Source organism: Dictyobacter kobayashii (assembly GCF_003967555.1).
Taxonomy (GTDB): domain Bacteria; phylum Chloroflexota; class Ktedonobacteria; order Ktedonobacterales; family Ktedonobacteraceae; genus Dictyobacter; species Dictyobacter kobayashii.
Genome location: NZ_BIFS01000001.1, coordinates 5275260 through 5294280 on the forward strand (window position 1 = coordinate 5275260; position 19021 = coordinate 5294280).

At 56.1% G+C, this 19021-nt stretch carries 16 protein-coding genes and 1 pseudogene; 5 read left to right on the forward strand and 12 right to left on the reverse strand.

The window, feature by feature from the left end; translation table 11 throughout:
- The first annotated feature begins 53 nt into the window (after positions 1-53).
- A complete protein-coding gene (locus tag EL645_RS42970) occupies positions 54-815 on the forward strand; it encodes a hypothetical protein (protein WP_246035447.1) in 762 nt (253 codons plus the stop codon).
- Positions 719-3319 (forward strand): type 2 lanthipeptide synthetase LanM family protein, encoded by a 2601-nt coding sequence (locus tag EL645_RS23170; protein WP_246035581.1) that lies wholly within the window; start codon positions 719-721, stop codon positions 3317-3319. Before EL645_RS42970 ends, EL645_RS23170 begins: the two co-directional genes overlap by 97 nt.
- Before the next feature lie 59 nt (positions 3320-3378).
- Here EL645_RS23170 and EL645_RS23175 read toward each other — a convergent pair whose 3' ends face one another.
- The 3 genes from EL645_RS23175 to EL645_RS23185 are packed head-to-tail and all read right to left on the reverse strand — an operon-like array spanning position 3379 to position 6342.
- Complete coding sequence (locus EL645_RS23175) at positions 3379-5676, reverse strand: LuxR C-terminal-related transcriptional regulator (RefSeq protein ID WP_126552691.1); 2298 nt, start codon at positions 5674-5676, stop codon at positions 3379-3381.
- A gap of 32 nt (positions 5677-5708) precedes the next feature.
- On the reverse strand, positions 5709-6038 hold the full coding sequence (locus EL645_RS23180; protein ID WP_126552692.1) for an ATP-binding protein: 330 nt from the start codon (positions 6036-6038) through the stop codon (positions 5709-5711).
- A 13-nt stretch (positions 6039-6051) separates the two neighbouring features.
- A complete protein-coding gene (locus EL645_RS23185) occupies positions 6052-6342 on the reverse strand; it encodes a hypothetical protein (protein ID WP_126552693.1) in 291 nt (96 codons plus the stop codon).
- 565 nt (positions 6343-6907) lie between these two features.
- Between EL645_RS23185 and EL645_RS23195 the strand changes: the two genes are divergently transcribed.
- The 3 genes from EL645_RS23195 (at position 6908) to EL645_RS23205 (ending at position 11038) form a co-directional block, all read left to right on the forward strand.
- Positions 6908-7276 (forward strand): hypothetical protein, encoded by a 369-nt coding sequence (locus EL645_RS23195; protein ID WP_126552695.1) that lies wholly within the window; start codon positions 6908-6910, stop codon positions 7274-7276.
- Between the two features lie 154 nt (positions 7277-7430).
- The gene (locus EL645_RS23200) at positions 7431-8657 is read left to right on the forward strand and encodes a hypothetical protein (protein ID WP_126552696.1); all 1227 of its coding nucleotides are present in this window, start codon (positions 7431-7433) and stop codon (positions 8655-8657) included.
- Positions 8654-11038 carry a lanthionine synthetase LanC family protein gene (locus EL645_RS23205; protein WP_126552697.1) on the forward strand — a complete coding sequence of 795 codons (2385 nt, stop codon included), beginning with the start codon at positions 8654-8656 and terminating at the stop codon, positions 11036-11038. Before EL645_RS23200 ends, EL645_RS23205 begins: the two co-directional genes overlap by 4 nt.
- A gap of 4 nt (positions 11039-11042) precedes the next feature.
- Here the strand turns inward: EL645_RS23205 and EL645_RS23210 are convergent, their stop codons facing one another.
- From EL645_RS23210 to hypE, 9 genes and pseudogenes are all read right to left on the reverse strand, one after another.
- Positions 11043-11900, reverse strand: coding sequence for a DUF72 domain-containing protein (locus EL645_RS23210; RefSeq protein WP_126552698.1), 858 nt, complete (start codon positions 11898-11900; stop codon positions 11043-11045).
- A 136-nt stretch (positions 11901-12036) separates the two neighbouring features.
- The gene (locus EL645_RS23215; RefSeq protein ID WP_126552699.1) at positions 12037-12498 is read right to left on the reverse strand and encodes a hydrogenase maturation protease; all 462 of its coding nucleotides are present in this window, start codon (positions 12496-12498) and stop codon (positions 12037-12039) included.
- Entirely contained in the window at positions 12482-13903 is a 1422-nt protein-coding gene (locus EL645_RS23220) for a Ni/Fe hydrogenase subunit alpha (RefSeq protein ID WP_126552700.1), read from the reverse strand. Before EL645_RS23220 ends, EL645_RS23215 begins: the two co-directional genes overlap by 17 nt.
- 106 nt (positions 13904-14009) lie before the next feature.
- Entirely contained in the window at positions 14010-14540 is a 531-nt protein-coding gene (locus EL645_RS23225; RefSeq protein WP_126552701.1) for an NADH-quinone oxidoreductase subunit B family protein, read from the reverse strand.
- Positions 14537-15244: a bidirectional hydrogenase complex protein HoxU gene (hoxU, locus tag EL645_RS23230; RefSeq protein ID WP_126552702.1), complete on the reverse strand. Its 708-nt coding sequence runs from the start codon at positions 15242-15244 to the stop codon at positions 14537-14539. Before hoxU ends, EL645_RS23225 begins: the two co-directional genes overlap by 4 nt.
- Positions 15241-16899, reverse strand: a pseudogene (gene nuoF, locus EL645_RS23235) (NADH-quinone oxidoreductase subunit NuoF). Before nuoF ends, hoxU begins: the two are co-directional and overlap by 4 nt.
- Before the next feature lie 8 nt (positions 16900-16907).
- Positions 16908-17402: a bidirectional hydrogenase complex protein HoxE gene (gene hoxE, locus EL645_RS23240; RefSeq protein ID WP_126552703.1), complete on the reverse strand. Its 495-nt coding sequence runs from the start codon at positions 17400-17402 to the stop codon at positions 16908-16910.
- A gap of 11 nt (positions 17403-17413) precedes the next feature.
- Positions 17414-17767 (reverse strand): hydrogenase maturation nickel metallochaperone HypA/HybF, encoded by a 354-nt coding sequence (locus EL645_RS23245; protein ID WP_126552704.1) that lies wholly within the window; start codon positions 17765-17767, stop codon positions 17414-17416.
- Between the two features lie 134 nt (positions 17768-17901).
- Positions 17902-19014, reverse strand: a complete 1113-nt coding sequence (gene hypE / locus EL645_RS23250) for a hydrogenase expression/formation protein HypE (protein ID WP_126552705.1) — start codon at positions 19012-19014, stop codon at positions 17902-17904.
- Positions 19015-19021: the final 7 nt, after the last annotated feature.

A 19021-nucleotide genomic window follows, 5' to 3' on the forward strand; every position in this document is an offset into this window, starting at 1 on the left:
GGGTGGCCGGCCGGTTAGCCCCGACAAAACAACCCCAGACCGGGAGGACAAAAATGGAAAAGCAACAAACAGAAACCCTTCAGCCCACGCCCGCGTTATGGCGGACGCCACGCTGGTATCACGCCCTTACCCTCAGCGAACGTATCGCGACCTTGCGGCCCGAGAACGTGATCAGCGCCCTTGAAGATGGAGAGAGCCGGGAGCGGGCAGAGAAAAAATTGCGGCAGTGGAAGGAGCAGTATCCCTTCGACAAGGATGCTTACTTCGCGGACCGCCTGGCGCAGGATGCGATCAGCGAACAGGAATTGCTGGCATTACTCGCCGAGCCCAGCGAGGCGTTACAGGCGCGCTCACTGTCGCCGGAGCCCCCGGACTGGCTGGAGCGCCTCGCCCGGATCTTCGCCGGAGACACCGCCGCCGCTGACATCCCCTTTTCCCTCCAGGACCTGGGCGAGAACCAGGAAGCCTATAGTCTGCTGCAGCCGTTTTCTCCTCTGATCCAGGATGGAAGAGATCGCCTCCAGGCGGGGGTGGCGGAGCTCGTGCGGGAGCATCACGAGCTGCCCTTCGATCCACAGGCGGTCTTTGCGTTGCTCTTCCCCAATCTCGCGCAGCAGATCCTGCCTGAGGTGAAAAGGGCGCTGGTGCTTGAGCTGAACGTGGCGCGGCTCAGGGACGCCTGCAGGGCGAGACGCCCCAGGAGCGTTTTCAGGGATACCTGCGCCTCCTACGGCAGCGCGAAAACCTTGTGCCTTTTCTGGAGGAGTATTGCATATTGGCCCGGCACATCCTGGTGGCCGTCGACCTCTGGGTAGACGTGAGCCTGGAATTCTTGCGCCACCTCTGCGCGGACTGGGAGAGCATCCTGAGCCTGTTCACCCCCGGCCAGCATCCCGGCTTGCTCGTCAAAGCGAGCGCCGGTGCCGGTGATACCCATCGCGGGGGACGCAGCGTGATGCTGCTGAGATTCCATGCGGGCCTGCAGCTGGTCTACAAGCCGCGCTCCCTGGCCGTCGATCGCCATTTTCAAGATCTGCTAACCTGGCTCAACGAGCATGGGCAGCGGCCCGCGTTCCGTACCCTGCGGCTGATCGACCGGGGGACATATGGGTGGACGGAGTTTGTGGTCGCCTCCGAATGCACCTCGCAGGAAGAGGTGGTACGCTTCTATGAGCGGCAGGGGGCATACCTGGCGTTGCTCTATGCCCTCAAGGCCGTTGATTTCCACGCCGAAAACATCATCGCGGCCGGCGATGACCCCATGCTGGTTGACCTGGAAGCTCTGTTCCATCCCGACGTCAGGGTAAAGCTGTCCATGGCAGAGCGCCCGGCCACCAGAGCGGTTGCCGACTCTGTGATGCAGATTGCTCTGCTCCCGCAGCGTTTCTGGTCCACCAATCAGTTTGAAGGGGTCGATATGAGCGGCCTGGGCAACGCTCAGGGTCAGCTCAGCCCGCACGCCGTTCCTACCTGGCAGGGCGTTGGCACCGATGAGATGAAGATCATCCGTGAGCGCGTCACGCTGCCGGGCCACCTGAACTGCCCGAAGCTCAATGGTCAGTATGTCCAGGCCGTCGACTACATCAGCAGCATTGTGAGGGGTTTCACCTCGCTCTACCGCCTGCTGTGCGCGCGGCGAGAGGAGTTCCTGACCGCGCTCCTGCCGCGTTTCGCCCACGATGAAATTCGCTTCATTGCTCGCGCGACCAGGACCTACGCCACGCTGTCCGTGGAAAGCTTCCATCCGAATATGCTCCGCGATGCCTTGAAGCGTGAGCGCCTCTTTGACCGTCTATGGATGGCGGTCAAGCAGCAACCCTATCTCACGCGGCTCATTCCAGCGGAACGGGAAGATCTCCTGCGGGGCGATATACCCCTGTTCACAACCTATCCTGATAGCTGTGATCTGTTTACCAGCGAGGGCAAGCGCATCCCCGACTTTTTCGATGAGCCGAGCCTGAAACTGGCCGGGGAGCGCATCCAGCTGTTGGACGAGCAGGACTTACAGCGGCAGATCTGGATGATACGGGCTGCGTTTGCGAGTGTATCATTACCTGCCATCGACGTGCCTGAAGATACGACTCGCGCACTATCCGCAGGCGTCACCGTGGAGCATGCGCGTTTAATCTCAGCCGCACAGGCGGTCGGTGAGCAGCTGTGTAAGAGCGCTTTGAGGCATGAAAATGCGGCTGACTGGTATGGGCTGACGTGGGTGAAGGAGCGCGAGTGGAGGGTCACGCCCGCCGGCCTGGACTTGCAGAGTGGTCTTCCGGGCATCATCCTGTTCCTGAGCTATCTGGGTGAGCTCACAAAAGATACTCGCGACTTCGCGCTGGCGAAGTCGGCCATGCAGACACTGCACGGGGAGCTGGAGCAGCTCAAGACTCATCTTGACCTGGCCGCTACCAGCGGTATGAGCATCTGCAATATGCTGGGATCGTGCATCTACCTCTTCTCCCATCTGGCGGCGCTCTGGCACGAGTCCGCCTGGCTGGACGAGGCTGAGGCGCTGGTAGTACTGCTATCTGAGCATATCGAGAAGGATGATATGTTTGATATCGTGGATGGTGCCGCCGGCTGTATCGCGAGCCTGCTCTGCCTCTACACGGTTGCTCCCTCCTCCCGGACGTTAGCCGCCGCGATCAGATGTGGCGATCACCTGCTCGCCAGCGCGCAGGCCATGGAACAGGGGATGGCCTGGAGAACGTCCCGCCATGAAATGCTCCCGCAGGGATTTGGGCGTGGGACAACCGGCATTGCCTGGAGTTTACTGCGCCTGGCCGCTGTGAGTGGAGAAGGGCGCTTTCAGCAGGCAGCTGCGGCGGCACTGACATATGAACGTCGCCTGTTTTCGCCTGTGAAGCCGGGCAGCGTGGATCTACGCGGTGGTATGTCGTGGAGCTATGGTGCGCCGGGCATCGCCATCGGTAGGATCACGTCACTGCCACATGTTGATGACGCCACGATCCGCGAGGAGATTGAAGCGGCATTGCGGACAACCATTGCCGAGGGCTTCGCGTACAATCACGACCATAGCGGTCCAAATCACTCCCTCTACCACGGTGATTGTGGCAACCTGGAGGCGCTATTGTTGGCGACGCGCGAGCTTGATGCCGGAACGTACCGTGAACACCTGGAGCGTCTGACCGCGCAGCTCCTGGACAGTATCGATAAGCACGGATGGCGCATGGGCGTGCCCCTCAACGTCGAGACCCCTGGACTGATGATGGGACTGGCGGGTATCGGCTACCAACTATTGCGCCTCGCGGAACCAGAACGTGTGCCCTCGGTGCTCATGCTGGCCCCGCCTGTTGTGTGATCCACGTTCTTGCTTCTTCGTCTTCACCCCCAGGGGTGAGGACGAAGAGGCTTTTTTCGCTATGACAAAAGATGGTGTTCAAAAGCGAAGCGCGTTGCCGCGCTCCTGGATGAAACCTGTATCTTGCTGTAGATATTGGTCAGGTACCAATTCACCGTACGCGCGCTGATCACCAGCTCTGCCGCGATCTGAGTATTCGTTAAGCCCCGAGCGACCAGCTGCAATATCTCCAGTTCACGCTTCGTCAATTGATATGGCAGGTCCTCCGTGTGTCTTTCCGGTATTGGAAGAGGCTGCTCATCTTCTCTGGTGAGAGACGGGGGAGCCTTGTCGTCCCATGGAGACAAAAATCGCTCGATCGGTACTTTCTGGCCCTCTTTCCACATCAGTTGGAACTGTTCTTTCCTACTCTGCTGGCGTACCCGCTCTAGCAGGTTGTCGTATTCGATGCGCTCGGCGTTATTCATGTGCTTATCCGCGTCTAACCGTAGGGAAGCCGCTCCCAGCAGCTGCGCTGATCGTGCATATTCTGACTGCACGCTGGCCAGATTGGCCAGGCCGATCAGATGCCAGCCGGTCAGGGGATTGTTGTTCAGCTCGTGTGCCAGCGCCAATCCTTCTTGAAAAGAGTCAAATGCCAGGACGTAGTTTTCCTGCTGAAAGGCGATATAGCCGAGGGTGTGCAGGGTGTTACAGGTGAGCAGGGTGTATCCCAGCTCGCGAAATAATTTGAGCCCTTGCTGGGTCAGTGTCAAGGCTTCGGCGAACTCCTCTTCATACGCCAGCAGGTATCCGAGGTTCTGGAGCGTTGTCGCCAGCAGGTATTTATCTTCAAGCAGTCGGGCGATGCGCAGAATCTCCTGGTTGAACACGATGGCCTGCCTGGCGGCATTTTGCTGCATGGCCACGGCCGCCAGCAGGGAAAGAATCTTGGCGATCAATGCCTGATCTCCTACCTGGCGAGCAATGGTCAGGCTTTCTTGCGCGCACGCCTCCGCTTGCGGCACATCGTTGTGCGTCCAGTCAATATAACCGCGAGTGCGCAGGACATGTGAAAGTTCCCATTGCATGGAGGCGGCACGACAAAGCTTTTCAGCCTCTTCCAGCAGCTGAAAGGTTTTCTCGCCCTCATTTTGTTTCTGCATTAGCATACACAGGCAGCACAGCGCCTGGATACGTTCCGCCACCAGCGTGTGCGAGATGGGAAGAGCCAGCCACTCGTCCACAGAGCGCCGGGCGATGTCGATGTTATTCTGATAAAAAATCAATTCACCAAGCCGTTGTCTGACCTGCATGCGTAGCGCCGTCTCTGCCTGATCAGCAGAGAGATCCAGCGCGGCCTGCATCCATGTCCTGCTCTCTTTCCAGTAGCCGCGCAGGAACCAGAAACGCGAGAGGGCCCGGCAACACTGGAGCAGCATCTCACCCTCGTTGTGGTCGAGCAGCCACTGCAGCGCGTCCCTGAAGTTTTCATGCTCCTGCTCTAACTTCCTCAACCAGCTGATCTGCTGAGGTCCCTTGAGCTGGCCCTCTCCCTCCTTTGCCAGCGCCAGGTAATACCCGGCATGCGCGCGCTGAGCCTTCTCTATCTCCCCCTGCTTCTCCAGGCATGCGCGGCCAAAGACGTGTATGGTTTCCAGCATATAGAAGCGGGGGTGCCCATCCTGATCCACTACCTGGTAGAGCAGGCAGTTGTCCATCAGCGCCGCCAGTATATCGAGTATGTCGATTGTATCTATAGTGGAACCCGCGCCGGGCAACATGCCCTGCATCACGCTCTCGGCCGCCTCTATAGTGCAGCCATCCGCGAAGACGGAGAGGAGCCGAAATAGATATTGCTCCTGCTCATTGAGCAGGTCATAGCTCCAGTTGAGGGTATTCAGCAGCGTTTGTTGCCGGACAGGGTACGAGGAGACCCTGCTGGTTAAGAAATCCAGGCGTCGTGGCAGCTCTTTGACCATCGTGTGCAGTGGAATGAGCTTGATGCGTGCCGCGGCAAGCTCAATTGCCAGCGGTAGACCATCCAGGTGGATGCAGATATCCGCGATTGCCCGCGCGTTTTCCTCTGTAATCTGAAAGCCAGGCAAGACCGCCTGCGCCTGGCGCAGAAAGAGCATCACCGAGGGGAAGCGAGCGATCTCTTCTGCATCTATCTGTTCACCCTGCCCTGGAACAGGGAGAGGGGAAACGGGATACTGATGCTCGCCCAGCAGATGAAGGACGCTGCGGCTGGTCACTAGCAGGCGCAGCGAGGGACAGCAGAGGAGCAGATGCTCAAGCTCTGGAGCCGCCGCCGCTACATGTTCAAAGTTATCCAGTACCAGTAAGCACTCTTTTTGCTCAAGAAATGTCCTCACCTGCTCAAAAAAAGAGTATTCGTCCCGGCCCCTTACTTCGAGTGCATGCGCGAGATGCGAAAATACGGCCCGGGATCTTGAAGCATAGAGAATGAGAGAAAGTAGATACCATGAAGAAACCTACCCTTGAGCTGATGTGCCACCTGTAACGCTATTCGCGTCTTACCGACGCCACCAGATCCTAACAGGGTAAGGAGACGTGTATCGTGTTGTTGAAGCTGTACGCAAATATCATGTACCTCTTTTTCACGACCGATCAGCGAAGTGAGATACGATGGAACCTTCCAGACGGTCTCAGTGGATTCCACGTTACGGGTGACACCCGCGCCTATGGCATGCTGGTAAGTAGTATCTTCTGTCATGGCATCATTCGCCTTACTTATCGGTAGGATCGACAGTCTCAATCGACATAGATTCAACGACAAAAAATGGCGGTCGGTTAATTTCTCCGGGATGATAGGCCCCGGTCTGGGGTTGGATCTGAGGGTGTTGCATCGTGAGAGTGGTCATTCCATTATTATCCTGTGTGGCAACAACATGGGAGCTGAGATAGCTGAGCGTATTCACGTTGATGACGAGGATCTGCTCGCTGCATACCGGACACGTATACACCGCGCCCTTAACACCCACTTTACGAGAAGAGGTTTGTTTCTGCGGCTCTGACATAGCAATTCCCTTTCTTAAATAGAAGTGTCCCTCACTCAGTATTGACGATTGATTATATATAGCTTTAAACGAGCCAGACGATAATTTCTCGCCCATGCGTTAGATAATGCCAGAAAACTCGTGAGCAGTTGCTTCCTCATCTACACCTTAGCAATGGATCGGAGCGGATAAAGAGACGCGTCCCCATAGGAGGCGAAGAAGAAGTTCTGTCCTGGTTTCGCTCCTTCCATATCCTGTAGAAATACCGGTATCTGGCATCTTCTCAGGTGTACCTGGTTGTATATATACCTGTAATGATACAGGTCACAATTGCAACGATATCATTTACACTTTTGATAGCGAACGATTTGACGGCCGCTATAGATACGAGTGGTACCCGCCTGGTTAGAGCGGTATCCCAGGACCTATCGGCCAGTTGGAGAAGTATTCCCAGCTCGGTTCGCGACCAGGTTCTATGTTCCATTCATTAAATTTGGAGGGTAATGATGGCTTTCCGGATCAAGGATCTTTTGATCACTGTCCTTCCCGCGGGGGGATAAAACCAGACGCATGGTGCATTGATACGATGATATGGGATGGTGGTGGTGGTGATGGTGGTGGTGATGGTGGTGGCGGTGGCGGCGGTTGCGGAAATCAGTACTCATGTGTCGGTTGTACAAATACATGTGATGCCGGTTGCAGCAGGGTTCAGTGTTCAAACTATCCTACCAATAACTTTGCGGAACAGCAGGCGGATATTCAGGCCGCTCAACTGCTACTGCTCCGAGCTGAACTCAGACTTGCATTACAGGGGCGACCTCGACAGCCCATCGCGAGCATTCCAGAGCCGCAGAGGAGTGCGCAGGAACTCGATCTCCTTGAGAAGCATCTGCAAGGTGCCCTCGAGGAGGTGCGTGGGGAACGTGAGCAACTCAAGAAGAGTAGCGGGGAATAGTGTACCCCGAACTTCTGGTGCATGCGAGATCTCCTCGTTATAGTATTAATCGTGTAGCGCACCTCCATCTTGAATGGAGGTGCGGCTGTCCATATGAGATGACAACAGAATAGAGTGTTGCGTACAGCATCTCACTGAGAAGAGGATAGCTACCATGGATTCCATACATGAGTATCGTTATAGTAGGCAAACAACCGTTTCTGAAAGACCCATGCCGGGAGATTCCACCAGTGCCCTCTGTGAGGCGCGTCTCCGCTCCAGTTCACGGTTTCGCCTGCTCTCCTTCGACGAGCTTGACGCCTCGGAGCGGCAGCCATTTGAGTCGCTCAGCAGAGAGCCCGACTTCTATGGTGTGCTCATACCACCTCCTGATTCGGCCCTCCCGGTAAAGTCTGTATCGCGGGACGCGGCGCTCCTTTTTCAGAGACTACGAGATCCGGGCCGCGTCCCTCATTTATTAAAAAGCCTGTTCGGCTCACATGCCGAGGTTCAGGTTCAGCAACTCATCCTCGATGGCATTCTGGAGGTCGAGATTGACAGGCAATTTCTCTCTGGTACATCTGCCTTGCGGCAAGATGCAGGAGTTAGCGGTGAGGCAGCTTGCCATATCGCTCGACTCTCAAACAGTGCTATTCAATATGGCTCCGAACTGCAGGGGCTCGCTGTCTCCGAGGTTGCTACCCGTCTGTACCTGTTCAATCGTATTCCCGGCTCTCCATCCCTGCAGTGCCGATTCGCCGAGAATGAACAGATTATCGCCTACCTTTCCGGAAGCTCGGCATGCATACAGCAGCTTGCCTCGCATTGGGTGGGTGAGCTGAGCCAGGGCGGCGCCTGGTTCAAATGGCGTATGCCAGAGAGCCATTCGTCATATGCGTTTAAGCTCTATATTAGTCCGGCGATAGATGCGCTCCCAGAGACGTTTCGCCTCACGGTCGATGTGTTGGCCCGTACGAAGTGTCCCTGTTTCAAAGTTGGTTTGACCGCCTTTGGACTGCTTCGTCCTGACAAGTTTGTGGCCTACTTCGCATGCTTTGAAGATCTACAACGAACGGCGGAGCAGCTTCAGTCCTCAATCGCTGGTCTACCAGCCCATGGTGTTCCCTTTACGGCGGCCATTGATGCCGAGGGGCTATTGTCGTGGGGAATGGACCCACCGCTGCCTGGTCCTCTGCCCGGAACGCAGAAAGCGCAAAGCTGGCGACAATGGATCACCGAGCGCATCGCTGTTTATCTTGTCTCCGCCAGGGAAGATGGCACAAAAAACATAACGGCGTTTGTGCATCGGCGCCTGGCAATGGATGGGGTTGACACGCTCACGTGGAGCCCCAACCTTGCCATCTGGCGGGATCGTGTTGAAGCTTTGGAGGAGGCCATATGAAGCTCGATGCACCGCTCGTCTTATCTCCTGAGGTCGAAATTGTCCCTGTACGTGACCTCGCTCCCCATATTCGTGCCGGCCTGAGTGCGCCAGGGGATGATTACGCGCTTACACGGCTGCGATCGCGTGCTCCCTCACGTATCATCGATCAGGATAGTGCCGCTTTGCTCACCTTGTTTCGCACACCGACGCGCCTGGTTGACGCGGTTCTGGCGTTCGCCGATCAGCATGAACGCGATCCTGAAGTGACGCTTGAACAGGCATATCCTTTGCTCTTTAAGCTCTGGGAGACCCGGCTCCTGACTGCCTCAGATAGCGTCGCCACAAATGAGATCGAGAGTATGTTGCAGGTTGGCAGTACCGTGGGAGACGTTCGGCTTCTGCGTTGCATTCAGGCGCTCGAAGACACAGAGGTTTTTCTTGGGTGCAATGCTGCTGGTGCTTATGTAGCGGTAAAATTTTGTCATCCAGGCCATACGCATGTGATGCAGGCGATCAAACACGAGGCAAGGATGATGCGCCGTATCCGGGGCCAACGAGCACCTATGGTATTGGGCCAGACTCCTATCGATGGAGGTCTCGCGCTCATGAGCGAATGGATATCTGGATTAGATATTGCGAACGCCGCCGAGGGTATACGTGGTCGACGTGAACCACGCCATGAGGAACACCTCCTCGCATTGTGCATTGAGGTCGTGAATGCTTTTGCGGAAGTTCACGCCTCTGGCGTTCTCCATGGAGACGTCCATCCTCGCAACATCCTTTTAGAGCCATCGGGCCGCGTACGGCTGATCGACTTCGGGCTTGCACAGGATATTGAGCAACAGGCAGAGAGCTCTGGCGCTCGCGGAGGTGTGGCTTTCTACTTCGATCCCCAGTTGGCCGAAGCGCTGTTACGCAATAAGCACGCGCCGCTCACTGCGGCGGGAGAGCAATATTCTGTTGCATCACTTTTGTATCACCTCTGGACGGGAGCTCACTATGTTGATTGGAAGCTTGAACGCAATGAGATGCTCCATCAAATTATAGCGGAGGAACCCATGCCATTTGCCACGCGCCGTATCCCTCCCTGGTCCGCGCTTGAGCAAACGTTGCGTCGTGCGCTCCACAAAAGACCTGAATGCCGGTTTGAAAGTATGGAAGCCTTCGCTCAAGCGTTACGTGAACTCCTACCAGCAGCACAGATGCGCACTCAACAGGCAATGGAGCGTGGAAACGAGCATGCTTATGAAGAAGATGTGCTCCAGCGTGTATTGAGCCGCTACGAGATTGGCGCGGCTGGCCTACATGAAGGTCTGGTGAATGCTCCTTTTGCTTCCATCAACTACGGCGCTGCAGGCATAGCCTATGCACTCTATCGGATAGCACAACGGCGAGGCGATGCTCATCTTCTCGCGCTTGCCGATATCTGGATACAAAAAGCATACGCGCTCTCGTCACATGAACAGGCTTTCCATAATCCCGATCTGGGGGTTGAGCCGCAGGTTACCGGAGAAGTGTCCCTGTTCCATTCGCTATCTGGCCTGCATTGTGTGCGCGCCCTTGTTAGCATGGCGTTTGGGGACAGAAATGGCAGTCATCTCGCAATGCACGCATTTGTCGCCCATTCACAGCGCCCTTGTGAAAGCGCGGATGCAACGCTTGGGATTGCGAGTCTGCTTATCGGCTGTGCCGAACTCGTCGAGGCGTTTCCTATTGAGTGGCACAGTAGCCTTGAGATGATACGAAGCCGTGGCGCGGAGCTCGCGGATGAACTTTTCCAGATGCTTGCATCAAGCACAATTGACACGTCAACGAGCATGCCATCCCTTGGCATAGCCCATGGATGGGCGGGCATCCTTTTTGCGCTTCTGCGCTGGAGCAGGGCGACAAAAGCAGAACCACAGAGCATTATAGCCGAAAAACTCCACGAACTTGCATCGCTGGCGGAGCCACACGGAGGAGGTTTATGGTGGCCTGTGCACAACGCGACAAGACCCCCAAGATTTATGGATAGCTGGTGTAACGGCACCGCCGGTTATGCGCTCCTCTTTGCATTGGCGTACGATGTTCTTCACGAAGCGTACTTTGCCGAACTTGTTCAGCATGCAGCTGAATGCGCCTGGGTAACAGACACACGGCTAGGAAGCCTCTGCTGTGGGTTAGCTGGTATCGGCTATGCCTGTCTGGCAGCATATCGAGTCACAGGCTCGCAACGCTGGCTAGAACGTGCTCGTACCGTTACGCGTCGCGCGGCCGTTGATACATCGGAGCACTTTTTTCTGGACTCACTGTATAAAGGTGCTGTCGGGGTAGCCGTACTTACCGAGGATCTCAAGCATCCATTGACAGCAGCCATGCCACTTTTCGAGTCAATTATTCATGATTGGGGCAAGGAGTGAATAATTAGAAGAGGCGCATCTGCTCGGGTCCTGCGTCTGGCTCTTCGGGCTGCCAGTTGAGGGTTGGCAGGGGAATGAGGGCGCGTACGCGCTGGTAGAGCTGGTAGCAGATCTCGGGCGAGTGCACCTCGTAGGGACAGTGGCAGAAGGCGTAGATCGTTAAGCCCTGTTTATACCAGTCGGCGAGCTGTTGCGCCCAGTGATCAAGCAATGGCTCGTTGACCTCCATCTTGGGGTGGCCGATGTAGCGCACAAAGGCGAAGTCGCTGGTGGTGCTGATGTGCACGGGCAGATGGGGCTTGCGTTCGCGGGCCTGCAGCTCCTTCTGCTCCTTTGGCGGCCCGGTGCGGATCGGCCGCGTATCCATGATGACGCGGGCGGCCCGGTGCTCCCGCAGCAGTTGATCCAGCGCGCTAGCCTGCGGTTCCTGGTAGAAGTCAGGATGGCGCACCTCGACGGCCAGCCGCACCTCTTCAGGCCAGAAGTCCAGCCACGCCTGTAGCTGATCGATCTGCGAGGGGCCAAAGGATGGTGGCAGTTGCAAGAAGATTGGTCCCAGGCGCTCGCCAAAGCCCTGCATACGCTCGATAAAGGCCAGCGTCTCCTTCTTCTGCTGCGAGAGCAATCCCTCGTGGCTGATGCTGCGCAACACCTTGGGACAGAAGCGGAAGCTGTCCGGCGTCTCCTGCGCCCAGCGCGCCACCGTCTCCGCCGAGGGCAGGGCGTAGAAAACCGTGTTGCCCTCGACGGTCGTCAGTTTTTGACTGTAGAGCCGCAGAAAATCGTTCGCGGGCGTACGGGCCGGGAAGAAATTTCCCAGCCACTCTTTATATCCCCACATCGGGCAACCGATATAAAACATCGCGTATGGTGCTCCTTCTGCCAATATCATCCCAGGTAAACGATGATAAACTGTGTTCCAGGTGGTTCTTCTATTTTACCAAAAGCCAGCAAGCTTGCTGAGGCTCACAAGTGAGACACTATTCTCCTGAAATGAATCAAAGGCCGTGAGTGCATAGCTGGCGTACAGCCTTGCTCACCAGGGGGAGTCGCTGGGAGACAAGTGCTGAGAGTTGCTCGCCAAGGCTGAAGTCTACGCCGGTCATAGTGACAACCGCTATGGGTGGACAATGACCATAGAGGCCTGCGGTCAACGCCGCAAGTTCTTCTGGGGTCGTGTGATGAGAGCCTACCGCGCCAGGTTGGGCGCAAAGAGAGACGGGGCGAATGTGCAATTCGCCTGGCTCTCCTTCGTGGCTGGCATCAATCATGACAACCAGTTCTGCGGCCGCAATCCACTGCGCCAGCTCTGGCGTCAACTGGTGTACTGTATGGATCGCGCTACCCATGTCGCCGTCCTGGGAAAGCTGTTCCGCTACGGCCCATCCCAATCCATCATCGCTCCGCAGCGGATTGCCAATGCCAATGATCAGCGCATGAAGCCTAGCGGACGCGTTCATCTACCATCGCTCCAGCTGCATTGAATACTTGCACATGTAGTGGCATCTCACCCAGCGCGTGTGTGGAGCAGCTCAAACACGGATCGAAAGCACGTATCACAGCTTCAATGCGATTGAGCATGCCATCCGTCACGTGTGCGTCCTTAATGAAATGTTGTGCCACCTGTAGCACACCACGATTCATCGCCAGGTTGTTGTGGCCGGTCGCGATAATCAGGTTAGCCGAACGGATCAAGCCATTGGCATCAATGGTATAGTGATGGATAAGGGTGCCACGTGGCGCTTCCGCGACGCCAATACCCTCCAACTGGTTCGGTTCAGCATGTGCGCGCACGCGTGGATTCAGGATATCCGGATCATTCAACAACATTTCCATACTCTCGCAAGCATACAGGATCTCGATGAGCCGTACATAGTGATAGAAAAACGAACTGGTGCGGCTCTCGCCATATGTACTCAAGAATTCTGCGCGCTCACGATCTGCCTCGGGCGTGCCGTAGCGCTCACTGACCAGGAGGCGAGCCAGAGGCCCGACGCGGTACATTCCCTCTTGTTCGCCCAATGGTTTATAAAAGGGTGATTTGAGATACGTCCAATTTTCGACCTTCTCTTCAATATATGTCTGGTATTGGTGTGGATCGAGCCGGTCAGCGACGACGCGTCCATCTGAGTCGACGATGCGCCAGGAGCCATCATACGTGTCCATCTCATGCGCATCATTGACCAATCCCAGGAATAACGAGGGAAAATTCGCGAAGCTGGCAATCTCCTCGCGATACTGCGTCAATGAGTGCTTGAACCATGCCAGCGTGCGCAGGGTGGTCTCCCTGGCCTCCGGGAGCAGCGCCAGCATCAGGTCGCGCTTTTCCGCCGACAAAGGTTCGCTTACCCCACCGGGCACGACCCAGGCAGGATGAATGCGCTTGCCGCCTAGCAACTCGATGATCTGCTGCCCGGCTGAGCGCAGCCGAATGCCGCCACGCGCTATTTCAGGATGCTGTGCCAGGATGCCGAAGAGGTTGCGCTCAGCCGGATCGGCATCCATGCCCAGGAGCAGATCGGGGGCGGACAGATAGAAAAAGCTGAGCGCGTGTGATTGCAAGATCTGCGCAAGATTTATCAGGCGGCGCAATGCGATGGCTGTCGGCGGAATGCTTACGGCCAGCAGGGCATCGCATGCTTTGCTAGAGGCAATGAGATGGCTGACAGGACAGATGCCGCAAATGCGCGCCATCAGTGAGGGCATCTCAGTAAAGGGGCGTCCCTCACAAAACTTTTCAAAGCCTCGCACCTGGGTCACATGAAAATGGGCATCTTGCACCTTCCCTGCCTCATCTAGTTGCAGCGTAATTTTGGCGTGGCCCTCTATGCGTGTAACCGGATCTATTGTAATGTGTTGTGACATCGCTTCCTCACTTTCACGGGCAAACCGTCGCGGGGACCGATTTAGCTAGCGTATCCGTTATACAGATTCCTGAACCAAACGGACACTATAAATAATTGATTGGCTCTTACTTGCCAAAGCGGGTAAGAGCATGGACATCGGGCAGGCGACCGGCCAGGAGTTCTGTCAGCGCGAAGTAGAGCACATCGGCAGAAGGTGGACAGCCAGGCAAGAACGCATCAACAGCCACGACCTGGTGGACTGGCAGCACACGCGGCAACATCCTGGGGACGATCTCGGAGGGGGCATGTTGCAGATAGATATGCCGCAACATTCTCTCGGGATCCAATGGATTGCGCAAGGAGGGCACATTGCCGGTCACGGCGCAATCACCCATGGATATCAGCAGACGGGTATGCTCACGAATATTTTTGATCTTAGCCAGATCATCCTCGCTGCTGACCGAGCCCTCGACCAGCGTCAGATCTACCTGCTCTGGAAATATCTTCGTATCCACAAGAGGGCTATACACGATATCGATGGAGGATGCGAGTTCGATTAAGCGCTCATCCATATCGAGGAACGACATATGGCATCCCGAGCAGCCGTCCAGCCAGACGGTCGCGACCGAGACTTTTGTGGTGGGTTGTGTGCTCATGATTGGCGCCCTCGCATTCTCTTCAAGTAAGGCAGAAACTCTGGATGCTTCACGGATTCCGAGACCGCTTTCCCTTTCTCGATCAATGCCCCTGTGGGACAAACCTGCACGCACTTGCCGCAACTGGTGCATGTCGTCGAATCTCCCCACGGCTCATTCAGATCGGTAATGACGCGGCTCGCGATACCTCGTCCCATGACATCCCACGTATGCGCGCCTTCGATCTCATCACAGACGCGCACGCAACGCGTACAGAGGATACAGCGATTGGCATCGAACGTGAAGCGTGCGTGTGAAGCGTCAACCTGGCGGCGCGGTGAGAGATAGGGGACGCGTACATGATCCATGCCCAGTCGTTGCGCCATTGATTGCAACTCACAGTGACCATTCGCGACACAGACCGCGCAGATATGGTTCCCTTCGGCAAACAAAAATTCGAGCACGGTGCGTCGATAGCGATCGAGCCGTTCGGAGTGTGTATTCACCTCCATGCCTTCTTCCACTCTGGTCACGCACGCAGGCAGCAATTTGTTGACCCCCTTAACCTCAACCAGGCAGAGGCGGCAGGCACCGACTTCAGACAATCCTTCCAAACGACACAGGGTAGGAATGAAGATGCCTTCTTCCTGGGCTGCCTCCAGAAGCGTCTCGTTTTCGCGTGCGCTGACATCCCGGCCATCGATGATGAGCGTTTTCACGGTCATGATTGTACCTCCTGTATTACAGCCTCGAACTGACATTGTCCAGCCGGGCAGACATGATCAACAATATGGGCCAGATATTCAGGCTCGAAGTATTTTATGGTGCTCAGTACGGGGTTGGGAGCGGCCTGTCCTAATCCACACAGGCTCGTATATTTGACCACCTCACACAACTCCTGCAGTAGCGCCATATCGGCGCTATTGGCTCGCCCTTGTACGATGCGTGAGAGTAGCTCATACATCTCCGCTGTCCCCACCCGGCAAGGTACACACTTGCCACATGACTCAGACATACAGAATTCCATAAAGTAGCGAGCCACATCGACCATACACGAATGTTCATCCATCACGATCATCCCACCTGAGCCCATGATCGATCCCAGAGCGGTAAGTGATTCATAATCGACGGGCGTATCCAGATACTCGACTGGGATACAGCCACCGCTTGGTCCGCCGGTCTGGACCGCTTTGTAGCGAAACCCTCCTGGGATGCCCCACCGATCTCATTGATGATAGTGCGCAGGGGGGTTCCCATCGGTACCTCAATCAAGCCGGTATTGACGATCTTGCCTGCGAGCGCGAAGACTTTGGTCCCTTTGCTGCGCTCAGTGCCAATGCCCGCGAACCATTCAGGCCCATGCGCAAGGATGGGTGCCACATTTGCATACGTCTCAACATTATTGATCAGCGTCGGAGCACGCCAGAGTCCGCTCTCGGCCGGGAAGGGTGGGCGTGGGCGGGGTTGACCGCGCTTGCCCTCGATGCTGGCAATAAGTGCCGTCTCCTCGCCGCACACGAAGGCCCCCGCACCTAAGCGAATGTGAATATGGAAAGCAAAGGCAGTGCCCAGAATACTTTTTCCCAATAGCTGCGCTCGTTCCGCCTGGTGGATAGCTGTTTGTAAGCGCTTGATGGCCAGAGGATATTCGGCGCGAATATAGATATAGCCCTCGCTGGCACCAACGGCATAGGCGGCGATAGCCATGCCTTCCAGCACGCGATGGGGGTCACTCTCCAGCACGCTGCGATCCATGAAAGCGCCAGGATCGCCCTCATCGGCATTACAGATGACATATTTCCCTGGTCCGCTGGCTTTGGCGACGGTGCCCCATTTCAAGCCGGTGGGATAGCCCGCGCCGCCACGACCGCGCAAGCCGCTGCGGGAGACCTGCTCAACCACCTGAGCCGGGGTCAAATCATTCAACACATGGGCCAATTGCTGATAACCGCCGACGGCAATATAATCTTCCAGGCGCTCGGGATCGATCTCGCCTGAATTGGCCAGCACAATCCTGGTTTGCTGGGTAAAGAATGGTCGATTGGTGGGGCAGACGAGGCGCTCCACTGGTTGCGCGCCCAGGCTCCCAACGATGGCCGGCGCGTCCTCTGGGTAACCAGCTGATAAAGCGTTTTTTCTGGGCGAACGGATACCAGGGGCCAGCGCTACAGAGTCCCATACAGCCAACCCCTTTGACGCTGCAATGTTTCAAGCCTCCTTCTTGAAGCTGCTGTTCTAGATTTTGTTTGATTTGATCGCTGTGTTGCGATAGGCAGCCTGCCGCCACGCAGACATGGATTGTATGCTCAAAGGTTGCGGCTGCCGCGCTTTCAGCTTCAGCTACCCTGGGCAGATCCTCTGGGGTGAGAGATTGTAGCATATGTTGCGTCATGATTTTGTCCATCCATCTAATGCTGAGAGTGTACGTTCAGGCGTCAGGTAGCCAACGACGTTCTCATCCATGATAGCGGCGGGAGCCATGCTGCACGCGCCCAGGCAGCGAGCCGTCAGGAGCGATAGTTCGCCATCCTCTGTGGTTTCTCCGGGGGCAATGTGATAGGTCTTTGTTACTGCATTCAGGATAGCCTGACCACCTTTGATATAGCAGGCGGTTCCCTGGCACAGCACACAGCGATGGCGTCCTTCCGGTTTGAGGGTGAACGCATGATAGAATGTGGCGACTCCATAGACCTGGCTGGTGGGAACATGTAGCTCGCGGGCCACAAAACGCAGCGCGTCAGTGTCTAGATAGCCATACACATTCTGTACCGTGTGCAATGTCTCGATGAGCGCATCTGGTGCATAGCCATTTTTGCGCATCGTCCCAATGATCATGCGCCGTCTTTTTTCATCTGCTGAGAGCGGGGGTGCGGATGGTTTCATTGTAAAGCTCCTTATTGATCTGGCAGAACCACGTCAATCGCACGGATGGAGCATTCATCCTGGTGAGAGATTTCCAATGCGACATCGCCACATTGAGGACATGTCGCCGCCGACGAGGTGCTCTCAAAACGCCGCTGGCAAGATAGGCATTGGTAGGCGGCTGGAAGCCATGAAAGTGTCAGCGTAGCCCCTTCAATGGCGGTATGCTCGGTCAGAATCTGGAAATACTGGCGCACAGCCTCTTCTGTGAAATGTCCGGAGACTCCCAACTCCAGTTGCACGTTGGTCACACGGACCGCACCCGCCTGTTGGGCAGAAGCCAGTATCGTGTGAACGATTCCTTGCATTACAGCTCCTTCATGCATGTATTATAAACCTGCCTTCTTTATTGTCCTCTGAATGGAAGAGGTGCATCTTCCACATGAAAGTATATATTATCTACCATGCAGGAGCATCATAAACATACTGGAAAATGTCACAATGACATAACAAAATAGCATCAGCAAATGCGCGGCAATGGATCGCCCACCAGCATATCTAATACACGTTTGCCGCCGATATCTGTGTGCACAAAAACCATCGATCGTGGTTCAGCTTGCACAGAGCCGATGATGGCGGCCTCCCGTCCTAAAGGATGCGCGCGCATAGCTTGCAACACAGCCTCTGCTGCTGCTGGAGCGACGACGGCCACGAGCTTGCCCTCATTAGCAATCGTCAGCGGATCGAGCCCGAGAATCTCACAGGCGCCACGTACCTGGGGGCGCACCGCTATGGCTCCTTCTTCGAGCACAATGGCGATCTCAGAGGCGATAGCCATCTCATTCAATGCCGTAGCTACGCCGCCACGTGTCGGGTCCTTCAAGCAATGGACGTTTTGCTTTGCCGCCTCAAGTATGCTGGCGACCAGCGTGTGCAGTGGCGCGCTATCACTCTGAATGTCATTCTCGATATCGAGCGCTTCGCGGGCCAGCATAATGGCGATCCCATGATCACCAATCGGGCCACTGAGCAGGACCTGGTCACCCGGTTGCAACTGGTCCTGCCCCAGTGTTCCCGGCGCGCGAACAAGACCTATCCCGCTAGTATTGATGAAAAGGCCATCGGCTTTGCCTCGCTGAACGACTTTCGTATCACCTGTCACGATCATGACGCCTGCCTCTCTGGCCGCCGCAGCCATAGAGGCAACGATGTTGCGCAGGTCAGCGATAGGAAAGCCTTCCTCCAGAATAAAACCGGCCGAGAGATACAAAGGCTCGGCCCCGGCCATGGCCAGGTCGTTAATGGTGCCGTGAACAGCCAGTTTTCCAATATCGCCGCCAGGAAAGAACAACGGGCTCACCACGTAGGTATCGGTGGTAAAAGCCAGCCGTTGTGTTCCAGCACCGGTGGTAAACGTGGCGGCATCATCCATACGATCAAGCAAAGGATTGGCGAAGGCGGGCGCGAAGATGCCTTCGATGAGATTATGGGTGGCCTTGCCGCCACTGCCGTGGCTGAGCGTAATACGTTCTTCACGCAGATAGAATTTATTGCGGCGCGCTTGCCGTACGCGCACAATCTTTTCCAGCGCCTGTGCAGCCTGTCCGTTGGGCTTGTTTGTGTCTGGGTCCATAAGGGTT

What these genes read in the sequence shown, in the direction of transcription:
- EL645_RS23180 (WP_126552692.1), bottom strand. Translation starts at nt 6,038, where the DNA reads ATGACAGAAGATACTACTTACCAGCATGCCATAGGCGCGGGTGTCACC.
- hypE (WP_126552705.1), bottom strand. Translation starts at nt 19,014, where the DNA reads ATGGACCCAGACACAAACAAGCCCAACGGACAGGCTGCACAGGCGCTG.
- EL645_RS23225 (WP_126552701.1), bottom strand. Translation starts at nt 14,540, where the DNA reads ATGAGCACACAACCCACCACAAAAGTCTCGGTCGCGACCGTCTGGCTG.
- EL645_RS23200 (WP_126552696.1), top strand. Translation starts at nt 7,431, where the DNA reads ATGGATTCCATACATGAGTATCGTTATAGTAGGCAAACAACCGTTTCT.
- EL645_RS23195 (WP_126552695.1), top strand. Translation starts at nt 6,908, where the DNA reads ATGATATGGGATGGTGGTGGTGGTGATGGTGGTGGTGATGGTGGTGGC.
- EL645_RS23245 (WP_126552704.1), bottom strand. Translation starts at nt 17,767, where the DNA reads ATGCATGAAGGAGCTGTAATGCAAGGAATCGTTCACACGATACTGGCT.
- EL645_RS23220 (WP_126552700.1), bottom strand. Translation starts at nt 13,903, where the DNA reads ATGTCACAACACATTACAATAGATCCGGTTACACGCATAGAGGGCCAC.
- EL645_RS42970 (WP_246035447.1), top strand. Translation starts at nt 54, where the DNA reads ATGGAAAAGCAACAAACAGAAACCCTTCAGCCCACGCCCGCGTTATGG.
- hoxU (WP_126552702.1), bottom strand. Translation starts at nt 15,244, where the DNA reads ATGACCGTGAAAACGCTCATCATCGATGGCCGGGATGTCAGCGCACGC.
- EL645_RS23205 (WP_126552697.1), top strand. Translation starts at nt 8,654, where the DNA reads ATGAAGCTCGATGCACCGCTCGTCTTATCTCCTGAGGTCGAAATTGTC.
- EL645_RS23185 (WP_126552693.1), bottom strand. Translation starts at nt 6,342, where the DNA reads ATGTCAGAGCCGCAGAAACAAACCTCTTCTCGTAAAGTGGGTGTTAAG.
- EL645_RS23215 (WP_126552699.1), bottom strand. Translation starts at nt 12,498, where the DNA reads ATGAACGCGTCCGCTAGGCTTCATGCGCTGATCATTGGCATTGGCAAT.
- EL645_RS23210 (WP_126552698.1), bottom strand. Translation starts at nt 11,900, where the DNA reads ATGTTTTATATCGGTTGCCCGATGTGGGGATATAAAGAGTGGCTGGGA.
- hoxE (WP_126552703.1), bottom strand. Translation starts at nt 17,402, where the DNA reads ATGAAACCATCCGCACCCCCGCTCTCAGCAGATGAAAAAAGACGGCGC.